This window comes from Pseudomonas guangdongensis (assembly GCF_900105885.1).
Classification (GTDB): domain Bacteria; phylum Pseudomonadota; class Gammaproteobacteria; order Pseudomonadales; family Pseudomonadaceae; genus Geopseudomonas; species Geopseudomonas guangdongensis.
Map to the genome: position 1 here is coordinate 1,891,913 of NZ_LT629780.1, position 20,429 is coordinate 1,912,341.

The 20,429-nt window shown below is 66.6% G+C and carries 18 protein-coding genes, 1 tRNA gene and 1 CRISPR repeat array; of the genes, 7 read left to right on the forward strand and 12 right to left on the reverse strand.

Translation table 11 applies throughout. The features are described 5' to 3' along the window. Nucleotides 1-6 precede the first annotated feature (6 nt). The 5 genes from cas7e to cas2e are packed head-to-tail and all read left to right on the forward strand — an operon-like array spanning nucleotide 7 to nucleotide 3,604. Entirely contained in the window at nucleotides 7-1,146 is a 1,140-nt protein-coding gene (gene cas7e, locus BLU22_RS08955; RefSeq protein WP_090213754.1) for a type I-E CRISPR-associated protein Cas7/Cse4/CasC, read from the forward strand. 2 nt (nucleotides 1,147-1,148) lie between these two features. After that, nucleotides 1,149-1,799 (forward strand): type I-E CRISPR-associated protein Cas5/CasD, encoded by a 651-nt coding sequence (gene cas5e / locus BLU22_RS08960; RefSeq protein WP_090213756.1) that lies wholly within the window; start codon nucleotides 1,149-1,151, stop codon nucleotides 1,797-1,799. Further along, entirely contained in the window at nucleotides 1,774-2,391 is a 618-nt protein-coding gene (cas6e, locus tag BLU22_RS08965; RefSeq protein ID WP_090213757.1) for a type I-E CRISPR-associated protein Cas6/Cse3/CasE, read from the forward strand. Before cas5e ends, cas6e begins: the two co-directional genes overlap by 26 nt. After that, a complete protein-coding gene (gene cas1e / locus BLU22_RS08970; RefSeq protein WP_173867171.1) occupies nucleotides 2,391-3,305 on the forward strand; it encodes a type I-E CRISPR-associated endonuclease Cas1e in 915 nt (304 codons plus the stop codon). The genes cas6e and cas1e overlap by 1 nt, the downstream gene beginning before the upstream one ends. Next, nucleotides 3,305-3,604: a type I-E CRISPR-associated endoribonuclease Cas2e gene (gene cas2e, locus BLU22_RS08975; RefSeq protein ID WP_090213759.1), complete on the forward strand. Its 300-nt coding sequence runs from the start codon at nucleotides 3,305-3,307 to the stop codon at nucleotides 3,602-3,604. The genes cas1e and cas2e overlap by 1 nt, the downstream gene beginning before the upstream one ends. Nucleotides 3,605-3,669: 65 nt before the next feature. After that, nucleotides 3,670-6,873: a CRISPR direct-repeat array (repeat unit 29 nt; unit sequence GTGTTCCCCGCGCCTGCGGGGATGAACCG). A 37-nt stretch (nucleotides 6,874-6,910) separates the two neighbouring features. Here cas2e and BLU22_RS08980 read toward each other — a convergent pair. The 12 genes from BLU22_RS08980 to BLU22_RS09035 form a co-directional block, all read right to left on the reverse strand. Then, nucleotides 6,911-7,531, reverse strand: coding sequence for a hypothetical protein (locus BLU22_RS08980; protein ID WP_090213761.1), 621 nt, complete (start codon nucleotides 7,529-7,531; stop codon nucleotides 6,911-6,913). Beyond that, on the reverse strand, nucleotides 7,528-7,695 hold the full coding sequence (locus BLU22_RS15060; RefSeq protein ID WP_173867172.1) for a hypothetical protein: 168 nt from the start codon (nucleotides 7,693-7,695) through the stop codon (nucleotides 7,528-7,530). Before BLU22_RS15060 ends, BLU22_RS08980 begins: the two co-directional genes overlap by 4 nt. A 218-nt stretch (nucleotides 7,696-7,913) precedes the next feature. Beyond that, on the reverse strand, nucleotides 7,914-9,650 hold the full coding sequence (locus tag BLU22_RS08990) for a DUF927 domain-containing protein (protein ID WP_090213764.1): 1,737 nt from the start codon (nucleotides 9,648-9,650) through the stop codon (nucleotides 7,914-7,916). Further along, entirely contained in the window at nucleotides 9,647-10,534 is an 888-nt protein-coding gene (locus tag BLU22_RS08995) for a toprim domain-containing protein (protein ID WP_090213765.1), read from the reverse strand. Before BLU22_RS08995 ends, BLU22_RS08990 begins: the two co-directional genes overlap by 4 nt. After that, complete coding sequence (locus BLU22_RS09000) at nucleotides 10,527-10,775, reverse strand: hypothetical protein (RefSeq protein WP_090213767.1); 249 nt, start codon at nucleotides 10,773-10,775, stop codon at nucleotides 10,527-10,529. Before BLU22_RS09000 ends, BLU22_RS08995 begins: the two co-directional genes overlap by 8 nt. Before the next feature lie 3 nt (nucleotides 10,776-10,778). After that, complete coding sequence (locus BLU22_RS09005) at nucleotides 10,779-11,132, reverse strand: hypothetical protein (protein ID WP_173867173.1); 354 nt, start codon at nucleotides 11,130-11,132, stop codon at nucleotides 10,779-10,781. Further along, nucleotides 11,133-11,393: a helix-turn-helix transcriptional regulator gene (locus BLU22_RS09010; protein ID WP_090213768.1), complete on the reverse strand. Its 261-nt coding sequence runs from the start codon at nucleotides 11,391-11,393 to the stop codon at nucleotides 11,133-11,135. It lies immediately after the preceding gene. Nucleotides 11,394-11,492: 99 nt separating this feature from the next. Continuing rightward, nucleotides 11,493-12,437 (reverse strand): hypothetical protein, encoded by a 945-nt coding sequence (locus BLU22_RS14955; protein WP_157718985.1) that lies wholly within the window; start codon nucleotides 12,435-12,437, stop codon nucleotides 11,493-11,495. Nucleotides 12,438-12,955: 518 nt separating this feature from the next. After that, complete coding sequence (locus BLU22_RS09020; protein WP_090213772.1) at nucleotides 12,956-14,167, reverse strand: tyrosine-type recombinase/integrase; 1,212 nt, start codon at nucleotides 14,165-14,167, stop codon at nucleotides 12,956-12,958. 163 nt (nucleotides 14,168-14,330) lie between these two features. After that, nucleotides 14,331-14,417, reverse strand: a tRNA-Leu gene (locus BLU22_RS09025). A 93-nt stretch (nucleotides 14,418-14,510) separates the two neighbouring features. Then, the gene (pta, locus tag BLU22_RS09030) at nucleotides 14,511-16,637 is read right to left on the reverse strand and encodes a phosphate acetyltransferase (protein ID WP_090213774.1); all 2,127 of its coding nucleotides are present in this window, start codon (nucleotides 16,635-16,637) and stop codon (nucleotides 14,511-14,513) included. Between the two features lie 129 nt (nucleotides 16,638-16,766). Continuing rightward, complete coding sequence (locus tag BLU22_RS09035) at nucleotides 16,767-17,954, reverse strand: acetate kinase (protein WP_090213776.1); 1,188 nt, start codon at nucleotides 17,952-17,954, stop codon at nucleotides 16,767-16,769. A 275-nt stretch (nucleotides 17,955-18,229) separates the two neighbouring features. Between BLU22_RS09035 and queA the strand changes: the two genes are divergently transcribed. Together queA and tgt are read left to right on the forward strand one after the other, a co-directional pair. Continuing rightward, nucleotides 18,230-19,285 (forward strand): tRNA preQ1(34) S-adenosylmethionine ribosyltransferase-isomerase QueA, encoded by a 1,056-nt coding sequence (gene queA / locus BLU22_RS09040; RefSeq protein ID WP_090213778.1) that lies wholly within the window; start codon nucleotides 18,230-18,232, stop codon nucleotides 19,283-19,285. 5 nt (nucleotides 19,286-19,290) lie between these two features. Beyond that, complete coding sequence (gene tgt / locus BLU22_RS09045) at nucleotides 19,291-20,406, forward strand: tRNA guanosine(34) transglycosylase Tgt (RefSeq protein WP_090216358.1); 1,116 nt, start codon at nucleotides 19,291-19,293, stop codon at nucleotides 20,404-20,406. Nucleotides 20,407-20,429: the final 23 nt, after the last annotated feature.

Here is a 20,429-nt window from a genome sequence, read left to right on the forward strand (position 1 = left end):
GACATCATGACCTTGTTCGTCGAGTTTCACCTGATCCAGAACTTCGCGCCGTCCAACCTCAACCGCGATGACACCGGAGCACCCAAGGATGCGCTGTTCGGTGGCCATCGCCGGGCGCGGGTGAGCAGCCAGTGCTTCAAACGGGCGATTCGTCTTGCCGCGAACGAGCATGCGCTGGTCGCGCCCGAGCATCGCGGCGTGCGCACCAAGAAACTGCTGGATCTGCTGCTGGCCCGGCTCCCCGGGCGTGATACTGATGAGGCCAAGGCGCGGATCGAGACCGCATTGGCTGCTGCTGGGCTCAAGCTCAAAGACGATGGCAAGACCGAGTACCTGCTGTTCCTCGGCGCGCGCGAGATCGAAGGTTTCGCCGCGCTGATCGAACAGTATTGGGACGAGCTGGCGCTGCCGGCCGGCGGCGAGAAGAAGGGCAAGAAGGAAGCCAAGGCCAGCGCGCCTGCCGAAGTAGTGAAAAAGGCCAAGGCGCTGCTCGACGGAGGCAAGGCAGTGGACGTGGCGCTGTTCGGCCGCATGCTTGCCGACCTGCCTGAAGTGAACCAGGACGCCGCCTGTCAGGTAGCGCACGCCATCAGTACTCACCGCGTCGAGCGCGAGTTCGATTACTTCACCGCGGTGGACGACGAGGGCGGACCGGAGGAAACCGGCGCCGGCATGATCGGTCAGGTCGAGTTCAACTCGGCTACCTTCTACCGCTACGCGGTGATTGACGCCCACAAGCTGCTCGGCAATCTGCAGGACGACCGCGAGCTGACTCTCTCGGCACTGGAAGCCTTCACCCAGGCTGTGGTGCGTGCCATTCCCAGCGGCAAGCAGAACACCTTCGCTGCCCACAACCTGCCGGCCTTCGTTGGTGTCTGCCTGCGCCATGCCGGTCCGCTCAACCTGGCCAACGCCTTCGAGAAGCCGGTGGCGCCCGGTCGCGAGCAGGCGCTCAGCAGCCTGTCCGTGGCCGAGCTGGCCGTCCACGAGGAGCGGCTGGCCAGCGTCTACGCCGATGGGCGCGACAGCTGGGCCTATCTGGACCTGAGCGGCGTTTGGCCGCAAGGGAAGGGCGAAGCCCTGCCGAGTCTGGCCGCACTAGCGGGCTGGGTCAAAGCGCAGGTCGCTGCCGAACTGGAGGCCTGAGCATGGCGACCTTGCTGCTGCGTCTACAGGGGCCGCTGCAGTCCTGGGGCACGACCAGCCGTTTCGACGAGCGCGATACCCAGCTTGAGCCGTCGAAGTCCGGCGTGCTCGGTCTGATCTGTGCGGCTTTGGGTCGCGACCGCCGGGAGCCGCTCGATGACCTTGCTGCCCTGCGCATGGGGGTGCGGGTGGACCGAGAGGGTGTGCTACTGCGCGACTACCAGACCATCACCGGCGTGCTTAACGCCGAGGGCAAGTTCAAATCGGATCGCACGGTCATCAGCCCGCGCTATTACCTGGCCGATGCGGTGTTCTTGGTCGGACTGGAAAGTGACGATAGCAGCCTGCTCGAGCGCATCCACGCCGCCCTGCGCGCGCCGGTCTGGCCGCTGGCGCTGGGGCGCAAGAGCTGCGTGCCGGGCATGCCGGTACAGCTGCCCGATGCCGTGCAGCCGCTCGACCTGCTGGCGGCGTTGCGAGGCTGGCCGCCTCTGGTGCCTTGGACGGGCCGTACCCTGCGGCTGGTGCTGGAGGATGACCGGGAGGGCTCGGTGCGCTTGGATCAGCCGGTCGCACCCTTTGCCGAGCGGCGTTTCGGGCCGCGTTTCGTGAAACAGGAAGTGATGCATGAACCTGACCCGATTGACGCTTGACCCACGCAGTGCTCAAGCACGCCGCGACCTGGCCGATGCCTACGATATGCACCGCACTCTGGTCCGCGCCTTCGTGGCTAACGATGGCGAAGCTCCACTGCGCTTCCTCTGGCGCTTGGAGGAGGGTGCAAATCCGTGGGCTAGTCCGACGCTGCTGGTGCAGTCCCGCGAGCCAGGCAACTGGGACACGTTGGAGTCTCTGCCGGGCTATCTGCAGAGACCTGCCGAGTGCAAGGAGGTCGATCTGGACGCCCTAGTCCGGCCGGAGCAGCACTATCGTTTCCGCCTGCAAGCCAACCCCACGGTGAGCCGTGACGGCAAGCGGTACGGCCTGGCCGGCGAAAGCGAGCAACTGGCGTGGCTGCAGCGTCAGGGCGAGCGGCACGGCTTCGCGTTACAGACCGCGCTGGTCAGCGCCAGCGACCTGTTCGACAGCCGGCGCAAGGGCGGTGCGGCGATCATCGTGCAGCGCGCCTGCTTCGAGGGGGTGCTGCAGGTAACCAGTGGTGATGCCTTGCGCGCGGCGCTGCTCGACGGCATCGGTCCGGCCAAGGCATTCGGCTGCGGTCTGCTCAGCCTGGCGCGCGCCTGATGCTGCCGCCGCTCAAGCCCCTGCCGATGAAGGACCGGGTGTCGATGGTATTCGTCCAGTACGGGCAGATTGACGTACAGGATGGCGCCTTCGTGGTGATCGACCAAAATGGAGTGAGGATGCACATCCCGGTTGGCTCGGTGGCTTGCATCATGCTTGAGCCAGGCACGCGTGTATCCCACGCGGCGGTACATCTGGCCTCTACGGTCGGCACCCTGCTGGTCTGGGTAGGCGAGGCCGGCGTGCGCGTGTACGCCAGCGGCCAGCCCGGCGGCGCCCGTGCAGACCGTCTGCTGTACCAGGCCAAGCTGGCGCTGGACGACGAGCTGCGCCTGAAGGTGGTGCGCAAGATGTACGAGCTGCGTTTTCGCGAGAAGGCGCCCGAGCGACGCAGCATTGAGCAGTTGCGTGGCATCGAGGGTGCCCGCGTGCGCGAGACCTACAAGCTGCTGGCTCGGCAGTACGGTGTGGACTGGCGATCACGTAACTACGACCGTAAGGAGTGGGATGCCGCTGACGTGCCGAACCGTTGCCTGTCGGCGGCAACCAGCTGCCTGTACGGCATCACTGAAGCTGCCGTGCTGGCCGCTGGTTATGCGCCTGCGGTGGGTTTCATCCATACCGGCAAGCCGCTGTCGTTCGTCTACGACATCGCCGACCTGTTCAAATTCGACACCGTGGTGCCGGTCGCCTTCCGCATTGCCGCCAAGTCGCCGCGCCAGCCGGAGCGTGAAGTGCGCCTAGCCTGCCGGGACATCTTTCGCTCCAGCAAGCTGCTCGGGAAAATCATCCCGACTATTGAGGAGGTATTGGCAGCAGGCGGCATCTCGCCGCCGGAAGCACCGCCAGAGTCAGTCCCGCCCGCCATCCCCAACCCAGAAAGCATCGGCGAAGCCGGGCACAGGGCGCAGTGATGGCCTTCGTCGTAGTGGTCACTGAAAACGTCCCGCCGCGTCTTCGCGGCCGGATGGCGATCTGGCTGCTGGAGGTACGTGCAGGTGTTTACATCGGCGACGTGTCCCGGCGTACCCGGGAAATGATCTGGCAGCAGCTCGCAGAAGGTTGCGAGGATGGCAATGTGGTGATGGCCTGGGCGAGCAACCATGAGTCCGGCTACGAGTTCCAGACTCTCGGCGCAAACCGGCGTCTGCCGGTCGAGTTCGACGGCCTGCATCTGGTCGCATTCCACCCTCAGGAAACCCCCGATCTTTAACAAGAAAAATCGGTAGATTTGTAGCGGCCGATTTTCTCCTTGGAGAACAATTGGTTACGCTAAGTGTGTTCCCCGCGCCTGCGGGGATGAACCGGCAGCACAAACGGGCAAAGAAGGCGCAAGGAGGTGTTCCCCGCGCCTGCGGGGATGAACCGCCGTCTATGTGCATATAGGCGGCCATGCGGGGGTGTTCCCCGCGCCTGCGGGGATGAACCGCAGCAAGGGCCGCGGGGCGACGGTCACCGTGAGTGTTCCCCGCGCCTGCGGGGATGAACCGAACACGGACGAATACTACACTGAGCGGCTGCAGTGTTCCCCGCGCCTGCGGGGATGAACCGTGGGTGGGTGTCCGCCTCAAAGAGGATCGTAAAGTGTTCCCCGCGCCTGCGGGGATGAACCGTGAACACTTTCCGCGTATAAGGAGCGACAGAAGTGTTCCCCGCGCCTGCGGGGATGAACCGGCATACCTGACTGCCCGCCTGCTGTCGCTGCAGTGTTCCCCGCGCCTGCGGGGATGAACCGAACGCCATCGCGTCCGAGCCTTGGCTAGAGGCGTGTTCCCCGCGCCTGCGGGGATGAACCGCTGTATGCCTTCGACTTCATGCGGCCAGCACTGTGTTCCCCGCGCCTGCGGGGATGAACCGTCTATCGTCCTGCTGAGGAATTGGCTGACCCGGTGTTCCCCGCGCCTGCGGGGATGAACCGGGTGCGGTGGGTGCAGTAATAGTAATAAATCGGTGTTCCCCGCGCCTGCGGGGATGAACCGCCTTACGCTTGATGCTGGCGCTATTCGCCTGAGTGTTCCCCGCGCCTGCGGGGATGAACCGTCAGGCCGGAACCGCCAGATGCGACGTTGGCAGTGTTCCCCGCGCCTGCGGGGATGAACCGTACGAACACCACGCGAGGCCTTGCGAGCGCAGGTGTTCCCCGCGCCTGCGGGGATGAACCGCGCTGATCCCATACCCACCCACCCCCGCTGCCGTGTTCCCCGCGCCTGCGGGGATGAACCGCGATGGAAGGCCAGGAAGCCGGTCTGGTCGAAGTGTTCCCCGCGCCTGCGGGGATGAACCGTGGGCATCTTCGTCGCTGTAGGCGGCCGCAAAGTGTTCCCCGCGCCTGCGGGGATGAACCGCGAGCCGGCACGATCTGGGCGATGACTTCGCCGTGTTCCCCGCGCCTGCGGGGATGAACCGTGGCCGGCGGCCTCCGACAGCAGGTACTCGGCGTGTTCCCCGCGCCTGCGGGGATGAACCGGCGACGCGGCCGTCACGGTCGTCGAGGCTGATGTGTTCCCCGCGCCTGCGGGGATGAACCGGCTGGGGCGCTGGTCGGCGCCATGGGCGGTCCGTGTTCCCCGCGCCTGCGGGGATGAACCGTCGGACGAGTGGCAGCAGCTCCCGTTCACCATGTGTTCCCCGCGCCTGCGGGGATGAACCGCGATTTTTTTGTTTCGGTTTCTTTGTTTTTTCGTGTTCCCCGCGCCTGCGGGGATGAACCGTCTGTGAACATGACCACAGGCTGCAGGGGACTGTGTTCCCCGCGCCTGCGGGGATGAACCGTTCCCGAGGCGCTGGCACAGGCCCATAGCCACGTGTTCCCCGCGCCTGCGGGGATGAACCGTATTCGTGGTCCTTCGGGGTGATCAGCACGCCGTGTTCCCCGCGCCTGCGGGGATGAACCGAGCTTGGCATGGGCGAGGAAGAGCAAAAAGAAGTGTTCCCCGCGCCTGCGGGGATGAACCGTATTCGTGGTCCTTCGGGGTGATCAGCACGCCGTGTTCCCCGCGCCTGCGGGGATGAACCGAGCTTGGCATGGGCGAGGAAGAGCAAAAAGAAGTGTTCCCCGCGCCTGCGGGGATGAACCGATATTCGCACCGCCATCATCATGGGGCCGATTGTGTTCCCCGCGCCTGCGGGGATGAACCGGTGGCCGACAAGATCCAGTCGTGCCTGCTGGAGTGTTCCCCGCGCCTGCGGGGATGAACCGCTCAGATAGCCATTCGTTGATTTCTGCCACGTGTGTTCCCCGCGCCTGCGGGGATGAACCGGAACCGAAGGAATCGCTCACCTGCTCGGCAGCGTGTTCCCCGCGCCTGCGGGGATGAACCGCACGCGGTGATCGGTGCGCTGCGTTCCATCCTGTGTTCCCCGCGCCTGCGGGGATGAACCGGCGCGTCAGCTCCGGCGACTCCCACGCCTTTGGTGTTCCCCGCGCCTGCGGGGATGAACCGCGAAGGCGAGGAAATGGCCGAGCTTGCCAAAAGTGTTCCCCGCGCCTGCGGGGATGAACCGTACGCCGATGCTACTGGCATTCTCGATCATGGGTGTTCCCCGCGCCTGCGGGGATGAACCGACCGGCTCATAGGCGATCACGCCATGGCGGGTGTGTTCCCCGCGCCTGCGGGGATGAACCGGCCGCACCCCTGAGCAGCATCAGCCGACTGTGGTGTTCCCCGCGCCTGCGGGGATGAACCGCTCCAGCGGCAAAGGCTCAGGCGATCATCGACGTGTTCCCCGCGCCTGCGGGGATGAACCGTCCCGCTGATCCACCCCGTCAACGCGGTGAGTGGTGTTCCCCGCGCCTGCGGGGATGAACCGCTCGCCATCTGCATATGCCGCAATGGCGTCACGTGTTCCCCGCGCCTGCGGGGATGAACCGGAAAAATTGCGCCGGGCCTCGCTTCGCTCTGCGTGTTCCCCGCGCCTGCGGGGATGAACCGTGCGCGCGATCATAGAGCGGGCCGGCTGGCACGTGTTCCCCGCGCCTGCGGGGATGAACCGCCGGCACCGGCGCCGGCCGCCATCGTTTTGTTGTGTTCCCCGCGCCTGCGGGGATGAACCGGGCCGCGAGTTCGACAACGAGTGGACCGCCGCGTGTTCCCCGCGCCTGCGGGGATGAACCGTGGGTGGATCTCGACATTGCCATCGCCATGTTGTGTTCCCCGCGCCTGCGGGGATGAACCGGTTAGGGAGTAACGCAGGCTGGCCAGCGATATGTGTTCCCCGCGCCTGCGGGGATGAACCGAGGGGAGGCGTTTCAGCAGCAAAAACGCCATAGTGTTCCCCGCGCCTGCGGGGATGAACCGACCCGGTGCGTTGTCATCCGCACCGGCGCTGAGTGTTCCCCGCGCCTGCGGGGATGAACCGGCGGCGCTGCACTCGGCAGAGTACGAGGTGAGGTGTTCCCCGCGCCTGCGGGGATGAACCGCACCTCAAGCTGCAGGCCAGCCCGGACGGCCTCGTGTTCCCCGCGCCTGCGGGGATGAACTGTATAGCCCCCGCACCCGTAGGGTTGAAAAGGCTCAAGCTACTGCTTTACCTCAAGCCCGACGTTGCAGTCGTGGACTACCAAGGTGGGACGCTTGCGGACGCGGCCAACCGTTCGCGGCTCGGGCAACTGGTCCGGTGGACTGGCGCGCATGCCCCCCAGCGCCAGCACGCACGCTAGTTGGAGCGGGCTGTGGAACTCCCAGCCGTCGCCGCTCTGTTCGGCACTGTTCTCCAGCCCCTCGATGGCAACCAGATCGACCAGTCTGAACCATCCGGCCCGGCGTGCGCGCTCTCGGTCCACGTGGTTGATGTTCAGCAGGTTGGCCAGCGCCTCGAAGCCCAGCGCCTTGGCATAGCACTCGCGGTCGAGCATCAGCACGCGGCCGTAGTCCTCCAGCACATCGACCACGCTCGCCAGCTCCTCGGCACGGTGGTCACGCGCCTGCTGCTCCAGGGCATCTGCTCGGCGCTGGGTGAATGGGCCGGACTGGCGCAGTTTGTGGGCCTGCCGGGATAGGGCGTGGCGCTCAGAGCGGATGGCGCTACGCAGCTCACAGAGGTGGCGGACGATGCGCCGGGTGATGGTCAGCAGGTCGCGATGGGTGGTGCCCGGCTTGCTGCCGATGCGCTCCAGGGTGCACAGGGTGTCGGCGGTCATCGGGTCGGCTCCATTGGGGTGGTGTCGTAGGTGGCGCGCAGCTCGGCGCCGACCAGGCAGTGGCGGCCTGTCGGCGCATGGCAAGTGCGGCAGCTCATGACGTGGCTCAGGTAGGTGTCACGCGCGGCCAGCCAGACCGGCGAAGCCGTGGCTGCGGTACGCATGATGCGCGGCGGCTCGCTGGCGGCCTCTGCGGCTGGCGTCAGCTGCTCGGGCTGGATCTCGCCTTGGGGTTGATGATTTAGTGAGGGAACCGGGGGAGCCGGGGGAACCGCCACGACTGGCGCGGCTTCCAGCGGTTCCCTCACGTTTTCAGCTGAGGGAACCGAGGGAACCGGCCGCCCCCGAAGCCGGCTGATCAACTGTGCGGCGCCGGCCATGCTCAGCCCTCCACCGGGCGCAGGTGGTAGAGCGCCACGGAACTGCCACCCACCTTCACCCGCTTGGAGCGCTTGCCGTCCTTGCCGCGCTCGGCGATCCACCCGGCCGCGTCGAGCACGTCCAGCACGGTGCGAACCTCGAAGCCAGGCACGGCACGGCGCAGCCCCTCGGCAGTGAACAGCCACACACACGCTTCGCCGTCCAGACGCCACCAGCCGGCGCGGTCGCGCACCTTGTCAGTCGGGATGCCCAACTCGGAGAAATGCGCCTCGCCGTGGCGGGTCACGAACTCCAACAACTGCGCCTTGATGGCGGCATCCTCGCTGCTATCGGCGCTGCGCTCGCCCTGCCACTCAGCGAACAGCGCCAGCATGGCCAAGCGCGCGCTGTCGGGCTCCATGGGCAGCAGGCCGTAGCCGATGGCCAGCTCACCGGCCAGCGCCAGCAGGGCGAAGCGATCCGCCGCGCGACCTTCCAGGCCATTACGAGCAGGATACTCGGCGCGCATCAGCTCCAGAGCCTCAGGCAGCTTATCCATGTCGCCGCTGGCGATCAGCAGGCGCACGAACTCTGGGCCGGCATGGCCGTAGTGGGTGACGCTGGCGCACTTGATGTGCTTGGACAGGGCGGCGCCATCCGGCAACCCATGAAGGCGATCCCAGCAGCCGAAGACACGGGCGGCGCTCACGTCCAGCAGGCGCACCTCCTGCCCGGCCTTGATGCGCTTGCCGGCCTCGGCGATCTTCGCAGCAAGGGTCAGCTCCCCCGACGACAGTACGGACACGCGCCAGCGGTTGGTGGTGCGAGCACCTCCGGCGCGGTTGGCGCGGGCGCGGCCGGTGCCGTTGGCCAGGGCGTACACGATGTCGCCTACCTTGGCCGGATCGGACTCGCCCAGTTCGTCGAGCACCAGCAGGGCGTCATTGCGTTGCGTGGCGATCCCCTCCAGGCCGTTGCCGGTCGCGTTCCAGGTGCGCAGGAAGTGCTCGCCATGCCCCCACACGGACGCGGCGGCCTGCTCGATGCTGCTCTTGCCGGTACTGCTCTTGCCCCACAGGTTGACGCCCCCGCTCTGCTGGCGGGTGGGGTACAGCAGCGGGCCGGCCAGGGCCGCGCAGACGCCCAGGATCAGCAACGGGTTGCCGTCGCAGTAGCGCGCCAGCTGCTCGCGCCAGCCGTCCAGGTCGCCGGCCTTGGTGAAGTCGCCCAGGTCGTGCGCCTCGGTTTGCAGGATGGCGTCCCCCTGCCCGATGTTCTGCCCCGGCATGATGAACAGCTGGGAGTCATGCCAGCCGGTGGACGTGGCGGCAGTGACCTGGCGCTTCGGGTGCTGGCTCTGGATGTAGCGGTTGAGCTGCTTGAAGCCGTCCGGGTCGATCTCCACCCCCATGCCCAGCAGCTCGCCGCGCAGGTCCTCGCCGTTGCCCTTGAGCAAGGCCATGGGCATCGCCCACTCGCGCCAGCGCCCCAGGGTGTTGCGAAAGCGCAGCAGGCGCCCGAAGTGGCCACCCTCGCAGCTGGTGATGGCCACCACATGCAGGGGGCTGCAAACCCACTGGTCGAACTCGACGGGCTCGCTGCCACCCTTGCCGTGGCGCAGGCCGTGCCAGTAGACGCCCGCGCGCAGCTTCTGGCCGGCCTGGGTAGTCATGGGCTCGTCGTACACCCGGAAGCACGGGCGGCCGATTTCCGGGGCGGTGGCCTTGGGGACCAGAGGGGTTACGTTGGTCGTGCTCATGCGTTGGCCCTCCTCAGCTGGCGCAGGTCGTTGAAGTCGGACAGGTGGAGCGGCGCATCGGCGGGCCACTCGGGCAGCACCAGGGCGCACCCCAGAGCGATGGCGGCGCGACTGGCGCTGGTCTTGCCGGGGTTGCCCTTGCCCTCGGCCTCGGTCTGGCGGTCATCGTCGCCGGCTACGATCAGCGGGTTGTCCGGGTAGCGGCGGCGCAGTTGCTCGCCAGCGGCGTACAGGTTGCCGGCGTTCAGGGCGGCGGCGACGGCTGCGCCGGTTTCCTCGCGCAGAGTGGCGGCGGTCGCCCAGCCCTCGCAGACGTACAGCGGCGCCCCGGCCTCAATCTGCCCCAAGGGCGAGTAGCAGCCCGTCACCCGGCCGCCGAACAGGAAGCGCTTGGAGCCGTCACAGGCGATGCGTTGCAGGTTCACCAGGCGACCGGCATGAACCAGCGGCGCCAGCAGCTCGCCGCCACGCTGGCGCAGGCCGTGCGGCTCCACCCCCTTGGCGATCAGGTACGGGTGGCGGGGATCGGCCGGGCGCGCGTCGCGCCACCAGCAGGCGGCCCGCTCCTCGGCGTTCGCCCAGCGGCGGCGCTGCTCAGCCTCGCGCCAGCGACGGGCCTCCTCGATGCGCTGGCGCAGCTGCTCGGCCTCGCGGTGGTCGGCAGGCTCCCGGCTGCTCCAACGGTGGACCTCGCACGTCTTCCAGGTGGCGAAGGAGCCAGCCGGCAGGCCGTCCAGGTAGAGCACATACCAGCCGTTGCGGCTTCCGGCCTTGTCGCCGGGGACGTGGAAGCGGTGAATCTCGCCGTCCGGGGTCGGCATGAAGTCCAGCGGACCGAAGGTGGCAGCCATCGCCTCACGGAACAGCATCACGGGATCAGTCATGGCGGCGGGCCTCCCGCGCGGCTTGGTGGATGATGGCGACCGCCAGCGACTCGGCAGCGTTGAGCCATGCGCTGTACGCGGCCTGCCAGTCCGGGCTGATGGCGCGGGTGTCCAGCACGCGGCGATGCGCCTCGGCAGCGGTGCGGATCAGCTCCAGTTGGTACGGGATCAGCGTTAGAGAGGCTTTCTTCAGGCATGGGGAGGCCGTCGCCGCCTGCTGGCAGCATTGAAGATCGGTCATGGGTTAGCCCTCGGAGTTGCTGAGGGCAGTGCGCTGAAGGGAGGCCAAGGCCGTTCGAGCGCGCTGGTGCTCGCTGACCGGGAGGCTGTAACGGATGACGCGGCAGGGCTCGCCGAAGCGGTTCGGCACCTTCTCCGGCTGACGCTTGAGGCTCAGACCGTGACGGTTGGCCAGCACGGCAATGGTGCTGTTCAGGCAGTGGTCGCCCAGGCGCTCGGCCTCGAAGCGATTGATGCTGGCGCCGGCCAGCAGGTGGGCCAGCACGCGGGTGATCTTGCTGTGGGGTTCCACAATGTCGGTGCTATGCTGGCCGTGCGCGCGGCTGCTCAGTTCTTCGGAACGGGTGGCCGTTTTCATTTAGGCAGCCTCCCCACGGCTTTCGGCAATGCGGGCCTCGCACCAGGCCAGCACCTCTGACTCAATCCAGGCGACGGACTTCGGGCCAAGTTTGATCGGCGCGGGGAAGGTGCCGGCAGCGATGCGACGGTAAATCTCGGACGTGCTCAGAGTGGTATGGCCTCGAACCGCGGCCTGCTTGATGAAGCGGCGCGGCTGGGTGCTGGTGGGGGCTGCTACCTGCTCGGGCTGTTGGTGGGCGGTGCGGGTGGTGCGTGCCATCGTTTGCGCCTCCTCGGGCGTCGTTGGGAACGATGGCGGCAATGCTGGCCTGCGTGGTGGGGGTGACAGCTAGGGGTGACATGGTGTCAGTCCGTACTGTCAGCCATCTGGCAAGGTGTCCGGCTTGATGGCAGACGCTAGGGCTATGGCCTTGCGGGCCGGGTCGTTATTGCTTTGTGACGGCAGACCCAGCAGCTCGCCGATAGTGTGGCCGACGACCCTCTGCTTAGGCTGCTTTTTGTCTGGGGTGTAGCCCTCCCAGTACTGCGCGACGGCCGCGCGCATGGCCTCCAGCGCCTTGGTGGCATAGGGGAAGACGACGCCTGATGACGCGCATTCATGCTGTTTCAGCTGCGCTTCTAATTCTCGAATTTTTTTACTAAGCCGGTTGATCTCGAGGCGGAGGTGGTCCGCCTCATTTGTGTTTTCATGGGGCTTGGTTGTTATTGGTTCTTGCCTGGCTTCCGAGGCAATGCTTTGGGTGTTGGCTAGTTTTGGTATCGGCCATTTCACCCCTTGGTGTTCCAGCCATCGCGCAGCATCCCAGAGGTCTATCTTCTGATCTATGTCGAGGAAGGATTTGCGTGCGGATGGGGCGAGCGTTGCGATCTCAGAAGCCTCGTAGCCATCCCTTAGCACTCGAATTGTGTTGCGACACTTGTGTCCTAGTTGCTCCAGGAAAACTGCAATTTCACTCGGGGTTGAGGACAATAAGCTGGACAAGAGGGTGTTTGTAGCGATCCCGGTGTTGGGATCTGCTCTGCGCTGGGTACCGATCCCTGCGGCGGCCAGATGAGCCCATATCGCGTCATTGAATCCGTGGTCTCGGCACTCATTGCAAATGGACTTGAAAGCCTCATTGCGGCGAGGAAGCAGCAAGGTTAGGTCTTCTTCAACGCTTGCAAGTCTTTCGATCGCTTGAATTGCGGTGCCATCCGGGTCAGCATCCGGAAGGCCTGTTCCCTCCAGCTTCATTAGTGCCACATCGCCAAGGCTAGGCCTAGTGCAAGCAAGTATCACCCGAGCAGCATCTTGAATACTCAAGGGGTGCTTGTCGTCGGAGCACGCAACGCTAACCACTAGCTCGGCTGCGGACACAAAGCTGGCTCGAACTGACTTTAGAAAATCGGTAGACCCCATGATTGCCCTCCCAGGCATTCCCACTTCCTGAATAGATCGGCCAGCCTGGCGGGAGGGAAGACCGCTGTTCGCCCCGTCGGGCTAGGCTGGCCGGTAACTCGGTTCCTGTATAGATCAACAGTGAAGGGCGCAGTATACCCGCGCGGGCTTGGGCGTGTGCGGGAAGGATTCGGCATCGATTCGGATGCTGGCGTGTGTGGCGATCAACTGACAGCAGTTCCCCGGTTCCCTCAGCTGAAAACGTGAGGGAACCGGGGGAAGTCGCGCTAGCTCTGGCAGTTCCCCCGGTTCCCTCGGTTCCCCCGGAAAAACGTCATGGTCAGGCAGTGAACCGGCCGGAAGCCCCAGGGGCCACCAGCCGTGGGAGGGGTCGCATGCGACTTACACTTTCGTGAGATTTCAGGGAACTGAGGGAACAGCTCTCAGGCTTTCCGCTTGATGGCCACCACGTTGGCGCCAGCGCACAGGGCATCGAGCGAATCGGCCCACGTTTGCATCATCCCCCGGCGCTGCTCCAGGTAGGTGGCGTGGTTGTAGGTGTCGCGGATCTCGTCCTTGTCGCCGTGGGCAAGCTGGCGCTCGATCCAGTCGCGGTTGAATCCGCGCCCGTTCAGCTCGGTACTCAGCAGGTGGCGGAAGCCGTGGCCGGTCTGGCGGCCTTCGTAGCCGGCGCCGGCCAGTGCCTTGTTCACGGTGTTTTCGCTCATGGGGCGGGCCGAGTTGCGGCCGGGGAACACCAGGGCATGGCTGCCGGTGATTTCTTGCAACTGGCGCAGGATAGCCACAGCCTGCCGGGGCAGGGGGACGATGTGCGGCCGGCGGGCCTTCATTCGCTCGGCGGGGATGGTCCACACGGCGGCCTCGATGTCGAATTCGGCCCAGGGCGCATTACGCAGCTCGCCAGGGCGCACGCCGGTCAGCAGTAACAGGCGCACGGCGTGGCGGGTCATCACGCTGGCGCGGGTGGCGTCCAGGCGCTTCAGTAGCTCGGGCAGCTCGGCGAGGGGGATATGCGGGTGGTGCTCCACCCGTGGTGCGTGCTCGGCCAGCACGTTCAGGTCGGTGGCCGGGTTGGCCTCTACGGCGCCCTTGGCCAGCGCATAGCGGAATACCTGGCTCAGCCACTGGCGAACCTTCTTCGCCGCGTTCAGCGCTCCCCGCTTCTCGATGCGGCGCACCAGCTCCACCAGCTCGGGCCGGGTGATGGTGGCCACCGGCTTGCGGCCGATGATCGGGAACAGGTCGTTCTCCAGGTAGGACATGGCCTTGTCGGCGGTGGCCGGTGCCCAGCGCTTGGCGTTGTAGCGGTGCCACTCGCGCGCCAGCTCCTCGAAGGTGTGGCGCTGCTCGCGCTTGGCGACCTTGCGGTGCTCGCCGGGATCTTGTCCATCGGCCAGCAGCTGGCGGGCCTCTTTGCGCTGCTGGCGGGCCTGCGCCAGCGATACCGCTGGGTAGGCGCCGAAGGACAGGCGCTTTTCCTTGCCGTCGAAGCGGTACTTCATCCGCCACAGCTTGGAGCCGTTGGTGGTGATTTCCAGGTACATGCCCTCGCCGTCGCTCAGCTTGTACGGGGCGGTCTTGGGCTTGGCGGTCTTGATGGCGCTGTCGGTCAGCGGTGCGGCCTTGCGGGGCATGGCGGCAGTCCTTGGGGGCATGCAGAACGGATGCCCCCAAGAATGCCCCCAAAACTTTGGGCTGCCTAGGGTTTGCTTGGGAATTACAGGCAACAAAAAACCGGCGCTAAGGCCGGTTTTTTGTGCTTTCCGGGTGTTTTGGGGAACTCCCGGAAAGTCTAAGTGGTGCCCCGAAAGAGACTCGAACTCTTACGCTGTTACCAGCGGCGGATTTTGAATCCGCTGCGTCTACCGATTCCGCCATCGAGGCAATGGCCGCGGAGTATAGGGAGGCCCCGCGGCCGGGTCAATCGCACCTTGCGCTACTGGCGCGACAGCCCGCAGGGACCGTCGCGCTAGAGGCTCAGGCTTCGATCAGCTCGCCCTTGGCGGCCTTCTGCGCCGCCTGGCTGGCGGCCTGCAGGGCGGTGAGGGCGATGGTGAAGACGATATCGTCCACCAGCGCGCCGCGCGACAGGTCGTTCACCGGCTTGGCCAGGCCCTGCAGCATCGGGCCGACGCTGATGCAGTTGGCGTTACGCTGCACCGCCTTGTAGGTGGTGTTGCCGGTGTTGAGGTCGGGGAACACGAACACGGTGGCTTGTCCGGCGACCTTGCTGTGGGGCGCCTTCTGCTTGCCGACGCTGAGCACCGAGGCGGCGTCGTACTGCAGCGGGCCGTCGATCGGCAGCTGCGGAGCGCGCTCCTGGGCGATGCGGGTGGCTTCGATGACTTTCTCCACCTCGGCGCCGCTGCCGGAGCTGCCGGTGGAGTAGCTGATCATCGCCACGCGCGGGTTGACGCCCAGGGCCACGGCGGACTCGGCGCTCTGCAGGGCGATTTCGGCCAGCTCGGTGGCGCTCGGGTTGGGGTTCACCGCGCAGTCGCCGTAGACCAGCACCTGGTCGGGCAGCAGCATGAAGAACACCGAGGACACCAGGTTGTAGCCGGGCGCGGTCTTGATCAGCTGCAGGGCCGGGCGGATGGTGTTGGCGGTGGTGTGCACGGCGCCGGAGACCAGGCCATCCACTTCGTCCAGTGCCAGCATCATGGTGCCGAGCACCACGGTGTCGGCCAGTTGCTCGCGGGCCTGTTCGGCGGTGAGGCCCTTGGCCTTGCGCATCTCGCACATCGGCTCGACGTAGCGCTCGGTGATGCTGGCCGGGTCGAGAATTTCCAGGCCGGCCGGCAGGGTGATGCCCTGCTCGCGGGCCACCGCTTCGACTTCCTTGGGCTTGGCCAGCAGCACGCAGCGGGCGATGCCGCGCTCCTGGCAGATGGCCGCGGCGCGGATGGTGCGCGGCTCGTTGCCTTCGGGCAGGACGATGCGCTTGTCGGCGTCCTGGGCGCGCTTGACCAGCTGGTAGCGGAACGCCGCCGGGGACATGCGCAGTTCGCGCGGCAGGTTGCAGCGATCCAGCAGGAATTCCGGGCGCAGATGCTGGGCGATGTAGTCGGTGACCCGGCTGGCGCGCTCGATGTCGTCGGCCGGGGTTTCCTTGTTCAGGCCGGCCAGGTTGCTGGCGGTGTCGAAGGAGCCGGTCGGCACGCTCATCACCGGCAAGCCGCTGTCCAGTGCGGCCTTGCACAGGTCGAGGATGCGCTGGTCCGGGCCGAAGTCGCCGGTCAGCAGCAGGCCGGCCAGCTTGACGCCGTTCAGCGCAGCCAGGCTGGTGGCGAGGATGATGTCGTCGCGGTCGCCCGGGGTCACCACCAGCACGCCCGGCTGCAGCAGGTGGGTCATGTTCGGCACGGTGCGCGCGGCGAGGATGATCTTCTCCACGCGGCGCTGGTCGGCTTCGCCGGCGCTGAGCACGCGGGCGCCGAGTGCCTCGGCGACGTCGCGGGTGCGCAGGGCGTTGAGTTCCGCGTTGAACGGCACGGCGCCGAGCAGCTGGAAGGCCTCGCTGCCGAGCAGCGGCAGCTGCTGCTTGAGACTGTCGACGAAGGCCGGGACGTCGCCTTCGCTCTGGATCTTGTTGAGGATGGTGCCGAGGACCTTGGCATCCTTGGCGCCGCCGAACATCTGCGCCTGGATCTCGATGCGCTCGGCCATCTGCTTGAGGTTGTCGCTGCCCTGGGCGGCGACCAGGATGACGTCCGCATCCAGGCTCTTGGCCAGCTGGGTGTTGATCCGTGCGGCGTAGTCGGAGTCGCGGGTCGGCACCATGCCTTCGACGATCACCACGTCCTTGCCGGCGGCGGCCTGCTGGTGGCGGCTGACCACCTCTTCGAGCAGCAGGTCCAGCTCGCCGTCGGCCAGCTGGCGCTCGACCTGGGCCAGCGGCAGCGGCTCGGGGCTGGCCAGGTTCAGGGTGCGCTCGACCAGCAGGCAGGAGCGCTCGCGACCCTGGTCGACCGGGAAGGGCTGGGCGATCGGCTTGAGGAAGCCGACCTTGAGGCCGGCCTGCTCGAGGACGCGGATCAGGCCGAGGCTGATGGAGTTGAGACCGCCACCGAAGCCGGTGGGCGCAAGGAACAGAGTGTGCATGGATTCTCCTTGGGGGAGCTGGCTGCAGGAAGCAGGGGCGGCAGGGGCGGAGCGGGGAGGGCGCGACGGCCCGCCGCCTGGGGCGGTCGGGCCGTGCGGCGCAGGCGCTCCGGGCCTGCGCGGGTTCGATCAGGCGTCGAGCAGGGCGAGGGTGTCCAGGGCGATCTGGCGTTCCTCGTTGGTCGGCACTACCAGCACGCGCGGGCTGCCGGCGGCCTGGATCTCGCCGGCCACGCCGCGGGTGCAGCGGGCGTTGGCTTCGGCGTCGAGGTTGAAGCCGAGCAGCTTGAGGTGCTGCACGGTGCGCTCGCGCACGGCGGCGGAGTTTTCGCCGATGCCGCCAGTGAACACCAGACCGTCCAGCTGGCCCAGGGCGCAACCCATGGCGGCCAGCGACTTGGCCAGGCGGTAGCAGAATACCTCGAAGGCCAGGGTGGCGCCTGGATGACCGGCGACGCGGGCTTCGTAGAGGGTGCGCATGTCGTTGGACAGGCCGGACAGGCCCTTCAGGCCGCTTTCCTTGTTGAGCATGGCGTCGATCTTGGCCAGGTCCCAACCCAGGGTGTTGTGCAGGAAGTTGTGCAGGCTCGGATCGACGTCGCCGCTGCGGGTGCCCATCACCAGGCCTTCCAGCGGGGTCAGGCCCATGCTGGTGTCGCGGCTTTCGCCGTTGACCACCGCGCAGGTCGAGCAGCCGTTGCCCAGGTGGGCGACCAGCCAGCTGGAGTTCTCCACCGGCAGGCCGGCCAGTTCGGCGGCGCGCTTGCTGACATAGCGGTGGCTGGTGCCGTGGAAGCCGTAACGGCGCACGCCGTGTTCCTTATAGAGGAACTCCGGCACCGCGTAGCGGTAAGCGTGCTCGGGCATCGACTGGTGGAAGGCGGTGTCGAATACGCCGACCTGCGGCAGTTGCGGGAACAGGCTGATGGCGGCGTGGATGCCGCTGAGGTTGGCCGGGTTGTGCAGCGGTGCGAGCTGGATGTTGGCCTCGATGCCGGCCAGGGTGCTGTCGTTGAGCAGGGTGGACGCGAAGAACTTCTCGCCGCCATGCACCACGCGATGGCCGATGCCGTCCAGGTGGCCGCCGGCTGCGTCTTCGACGCGCGGCAGGATCTGGGCAAGAGCCGCCTGGTGGTCGGCATCCGGTACGTTGACGCTTTCCTTGCCGGCAGCGCTCTCGAAGTGGATGACGGCTTCCGGGCTGCCGAGGCGTTCGGCCAGGCCTTGCAGCGGGAAGTTGCTCTGCGCTTCGTTCACCAGGGCGAACTTGATGGACGAGCTACCGCAGTTGATCACCAGAATATTGCGGGCAGACATTGGGGCTCCTGAAAATCGTGTCGCGAGGCTGGCCGTGGCGAACCGCGGGCGCCTCAATCATTGAAGTTTTGGTTGGGGTGCCCGGCGTTCTTGTGGAACATGGACTAGTCAGGGATGAAGCTATCCTGACACGCGGGGTGTAGGCCTGCCGTTCTTCTTTAGTCGAATCAAAACCGTAGACAAGCAGGGGGCTTTTCGGGTAGCCGCGCAGCCCCGGTGCATGGCGGCTGCAGGGCTTTTCCATTAAGCTATCCGGCCTTTCGAGAGCCCCCTTCATGCGTGTTGCAGACTTCGATTTCGAGCTTCCCGACGAGCTGATCGCCCGTCACCCGCTGGCCGAGCGTCGCGCCAGTCGCCTGCTGGTGCTGGATGGCCCGAGCGGCGAGTTGCGCCACCGCCAGTTCCCCGATCTTCTCGACTACCTGCGTCCCGGCGACCTGATGGTGTTCAACGACACCCGGGTGATTCCGGCGCGGCTGTTCGGCCAGAAGGCCTCCGGCGGTCGTCTGGAGATCCTCGTCGAGCGCCTGCTCGACGAGCACCGCGTGCTGGCTCATGTGCGTGCCAGCAAGTCGCCCAAGCCGGGCAGCCTGATTCACATCGATGGCGGCGGTGCGGCCGAGATGCTTGCCCGCCACGATGCCCTGTTCGAGTTGCGTTTCGATGAACCGGTGCTGGCGCTGCTCGAACGAGTTGGCCACATGCCGCTGCCGCCGTACATCGACCGTCCGGACGAGGACGCCGACCGCGAGCGCTACCAGACCGTCTACTCCGACAAGGCCAAAGCCGGCGCGGTGGCCGCGCCGACCGCCGGGCTGCACTTCGACGATGCGCTGCTGGCAGCGATCCGCGAGCGCGGCGTGGACATCGCCTTCGTCACCCTGCACGTCGGCGCCGGGACCTTCCAGCCGGTGCGCGTCGAGCGCATCGAGGACCACCACATGCACAGCGAGTGGCTGCAGGTCGGCCAGGATGTGGTGGATGCGGTGCAGGCCTGCAAGGCGCGCGGCGGCCGGGTGGTCGCGGTGGGCACCACCAGCGTGCGCTCGCTGGAGTCGGCGGCGCAGGGCGGCGTGCTCAAGCCGTTCAGCGGCGATACCGACATCTTTCTCTATCCGGGGCGACCGTTCCATGTGGTCGATGCCCTGGTCACCAACTTCCACCTGCCCGAGTCCACCCTGCTGATGCTGGTCTCGGCCTTCGCCGGCTACCCCGAAACCATGGCCGCCTACCGCGCGGCGGTGGCCGAGGGCTACCGCTTCTTCAGTTACGGCGACGCCATGTTCATCACCCGCAACCCCGCTCCGCGCGGCCCCGAGGAAACCCCATGAGTCACATGTCCTTCGAGCTGCTGGCCACCGACGGCAAGGCCCGTCGCGGCCGGCTGACCTTCCCGCGCGGCGTGGTGGAAACCCCGGCGTTCATGCCGGTGGGCACCTACGGCACCGTCAAGGGCATGCTGCCGCGCGACATCGAGGCCATCGGCGCGCAGATCATCCTCGGCAACACCTTCCACCTGTGGCTGCGCCCGGGCACCGAAGTGATCAAGAAGCACGGCGACCTGCACGACTTCATGCAGTGGCAGGGGCCGATCCTCACCGACTCCGGCGGCTTCCAGGTGTTCAGCCTCGGCGCCATGCGCAAGATCAAGGAGGAGGGCGTGTACTTCGCCTCGCCGGTCGACGGCGCCAAGGTGTTCATGGGGCCCGAGGAGTCGATGCAGGTGCAGCGCGAGCTGGGCTCGGACATCGTGATGATCTTCGACGAATGCACCCCGTATCCGGCCGACTTCGACACCGCCAAGCGCTCCATGGAGCTGTCGCTGCGCTGGGCCAAGCGCTCGAAGATCGCCCACGAGGGCAACCCCTCGGCGCTGTTCGGCATCGTCCAGGGCGGCATGCACGAGGAGCTGCGCCTGCGCTCGCTGGAGGGGCTGCTGGAAATCGGCTTCGACGGTCTGGCGATCGGCGGCTTGTCGGTGGGCGAGCCCAAGGAAGACATGATCCGCATCCTCGACTTCCTCCCTCCGCAGCTGCCGGCCGACAAGCCGCGCTACCTGATGGGCGTCGGCAAGCCCGAGGATCTGGTCGAGGGCGTGCGCCGCGGCGTCGACATGTTCGACTGCGTGATGCCGACCCGCAACGCGCGTAACGGCCATCTGTTCGTCGACACCGGCGTGATCAAGATCCGCAATGCGGTGCACAAGCACGACGACTCGCCGCTGGATCCGGCCTGCGACTGCTACACCTGCAGCCACTTCTCCCGCGCCTATCTGCATCACCTGGACAAGTGCGGCGAAATGCTGGGCAGCATGCTCAATACGATTCACAACTTGCGACATTATCAGCGTCTGATGGCCGGTTTACGCGATGCCATCGCGCAGGGTACATTGGCCGCCTTTGTCGATGACTTCTATGCGCGGCGCGGCCTGCCGGTTCCGCCGCTCGACTGAATTCCCAGCGTTTCCAAGACCTT

What these genes read in the sequence shown, in the direction of transcription:
- cas7e (WP_090213754.1), top strand. Translation starts at nt 7, where the DNA reads ATGACCTTGTTCGTCGAGTTTCACCTGATCCAGAACTTCGCGCCGTCC.
- cas5e (WP_090213756.1), top strand. Translation starts at nt 1,149, where the DNA reads ATGGCGACCTTGCTGCTGCGTCTACAGGGGCCGCTGCAGTCCTGGGGC.
- cas6e (WP_090213757.1), top strand. Translation starts at nt 1,774, where the DNA reads ATGAACCTGACCCGATTGACGCTTGACCCACGCAGTGCTCAAGCACGC.
- cas1e (WP_173867171.1), top strand. Translation starts at nt 2,391, where the DNA reads ATGCTGCCGCCGCTCAAGCCCCTGCCGATGAAGGACCGGGTGTCGATG.
- cas2e (WP_090213759.1), top strand. Translation starts at nt 3,305, where the DNA reads ATGGCCTTCGTCGTAGTGGTCACTGAAAACGTCCCGCCGCGTCTTCGC.
- BLU22_RS08980 (WP_090213761.1), bottom strand. Translation starts at nt 7,531, where the DNA reads ATGACCGCCGACACCCTGTGCACCCTGGAGCGCATCGGCAGCAAGCCG.
- BLU22_RS15060 (WP_173867172.1), bottom strand. Translation starts at nt 7,695, where the DNA reads ATGCGTACCGCAGCCACGGCTTCGCCGGTCTGGCTGGCCGCGCGTGAC.
- BLU22_RS08990 (WP_090213764.1), bottom strand. Translation starts at nt 9,650, where the DNA reads ATGAGCACGACCAACGTAACCCCTCTGGTCCCCAAGGCCACCGCCCCG.
- BLU22_RS08995 (WP_090213765.1), bottom strand. Translation starts at nt 10,534, where the DNA reads ATGACTGATCCCGTGATGCTGTTCCGTGAGGCGATGGCTGCCACCTTC.
- BLU22_RS09000 (WP_090213767.1), bottom strand. Translation starts at nt 10,775, where the DNA reads ATGACCGATCTTCAATGCTGCCAGCAGGCGGCGACGGCCTCCCCATGC.
- BLU22_RS09005 (WP_173867173.1), bottom strand. Translation starts at nt 11,132, where the DNA reads ATGAAAACGGCCACCCGTTCCGAAGAACTGAGCAGCCGCGCGCACGGC.
- BLU22_RS09010 (WP_090213768.1), bottom strand. Translation starts at nt 11,393, where the DNA reads ATGGCACGCACCACCCGCACCGCCCACCAACAGCCCGAGCAGGTAGCA.
- BLU22_RS09020 (WP_090213772.1), bottom strand. Translation starts at nt 14,167, where the DNA reads ATGCCCCGCAAGGCCGCACCGCTGACCGACAGCGCCATCAAGACCGCC.
- pta (WP_090213774.1), bottom strand. Translation starts at nt 16,637, where the DNA reads ATGCACACTCTGTTCCTTGCGCCCACCGGCTTCGGTGGCGGTCTCAAC.
- BLU22_RS09035 (WP_090213776.1), bottom strand. Translation starts at nt 17,954, where the DNA reads ATGTCTGCCCGCAATATTCTGGTGATCAACTGCGGTAGCTCGTCCATC.
- queA (WP_090213778.1), top strand. Translation starts at nt 18,230, where the DNA reads ATGCGTGTTGCAGACTTCGATTTCGAGCTTCCCGACGAGCTGATCGCC.
- tgt (WP_090216358.1), top strand. Translation starts at nt 19,291, where the DNA reads ATGTCCTTCGAGCTGCTGGCCACCGACGGCAAGGCCCGTCGCGGCCGG.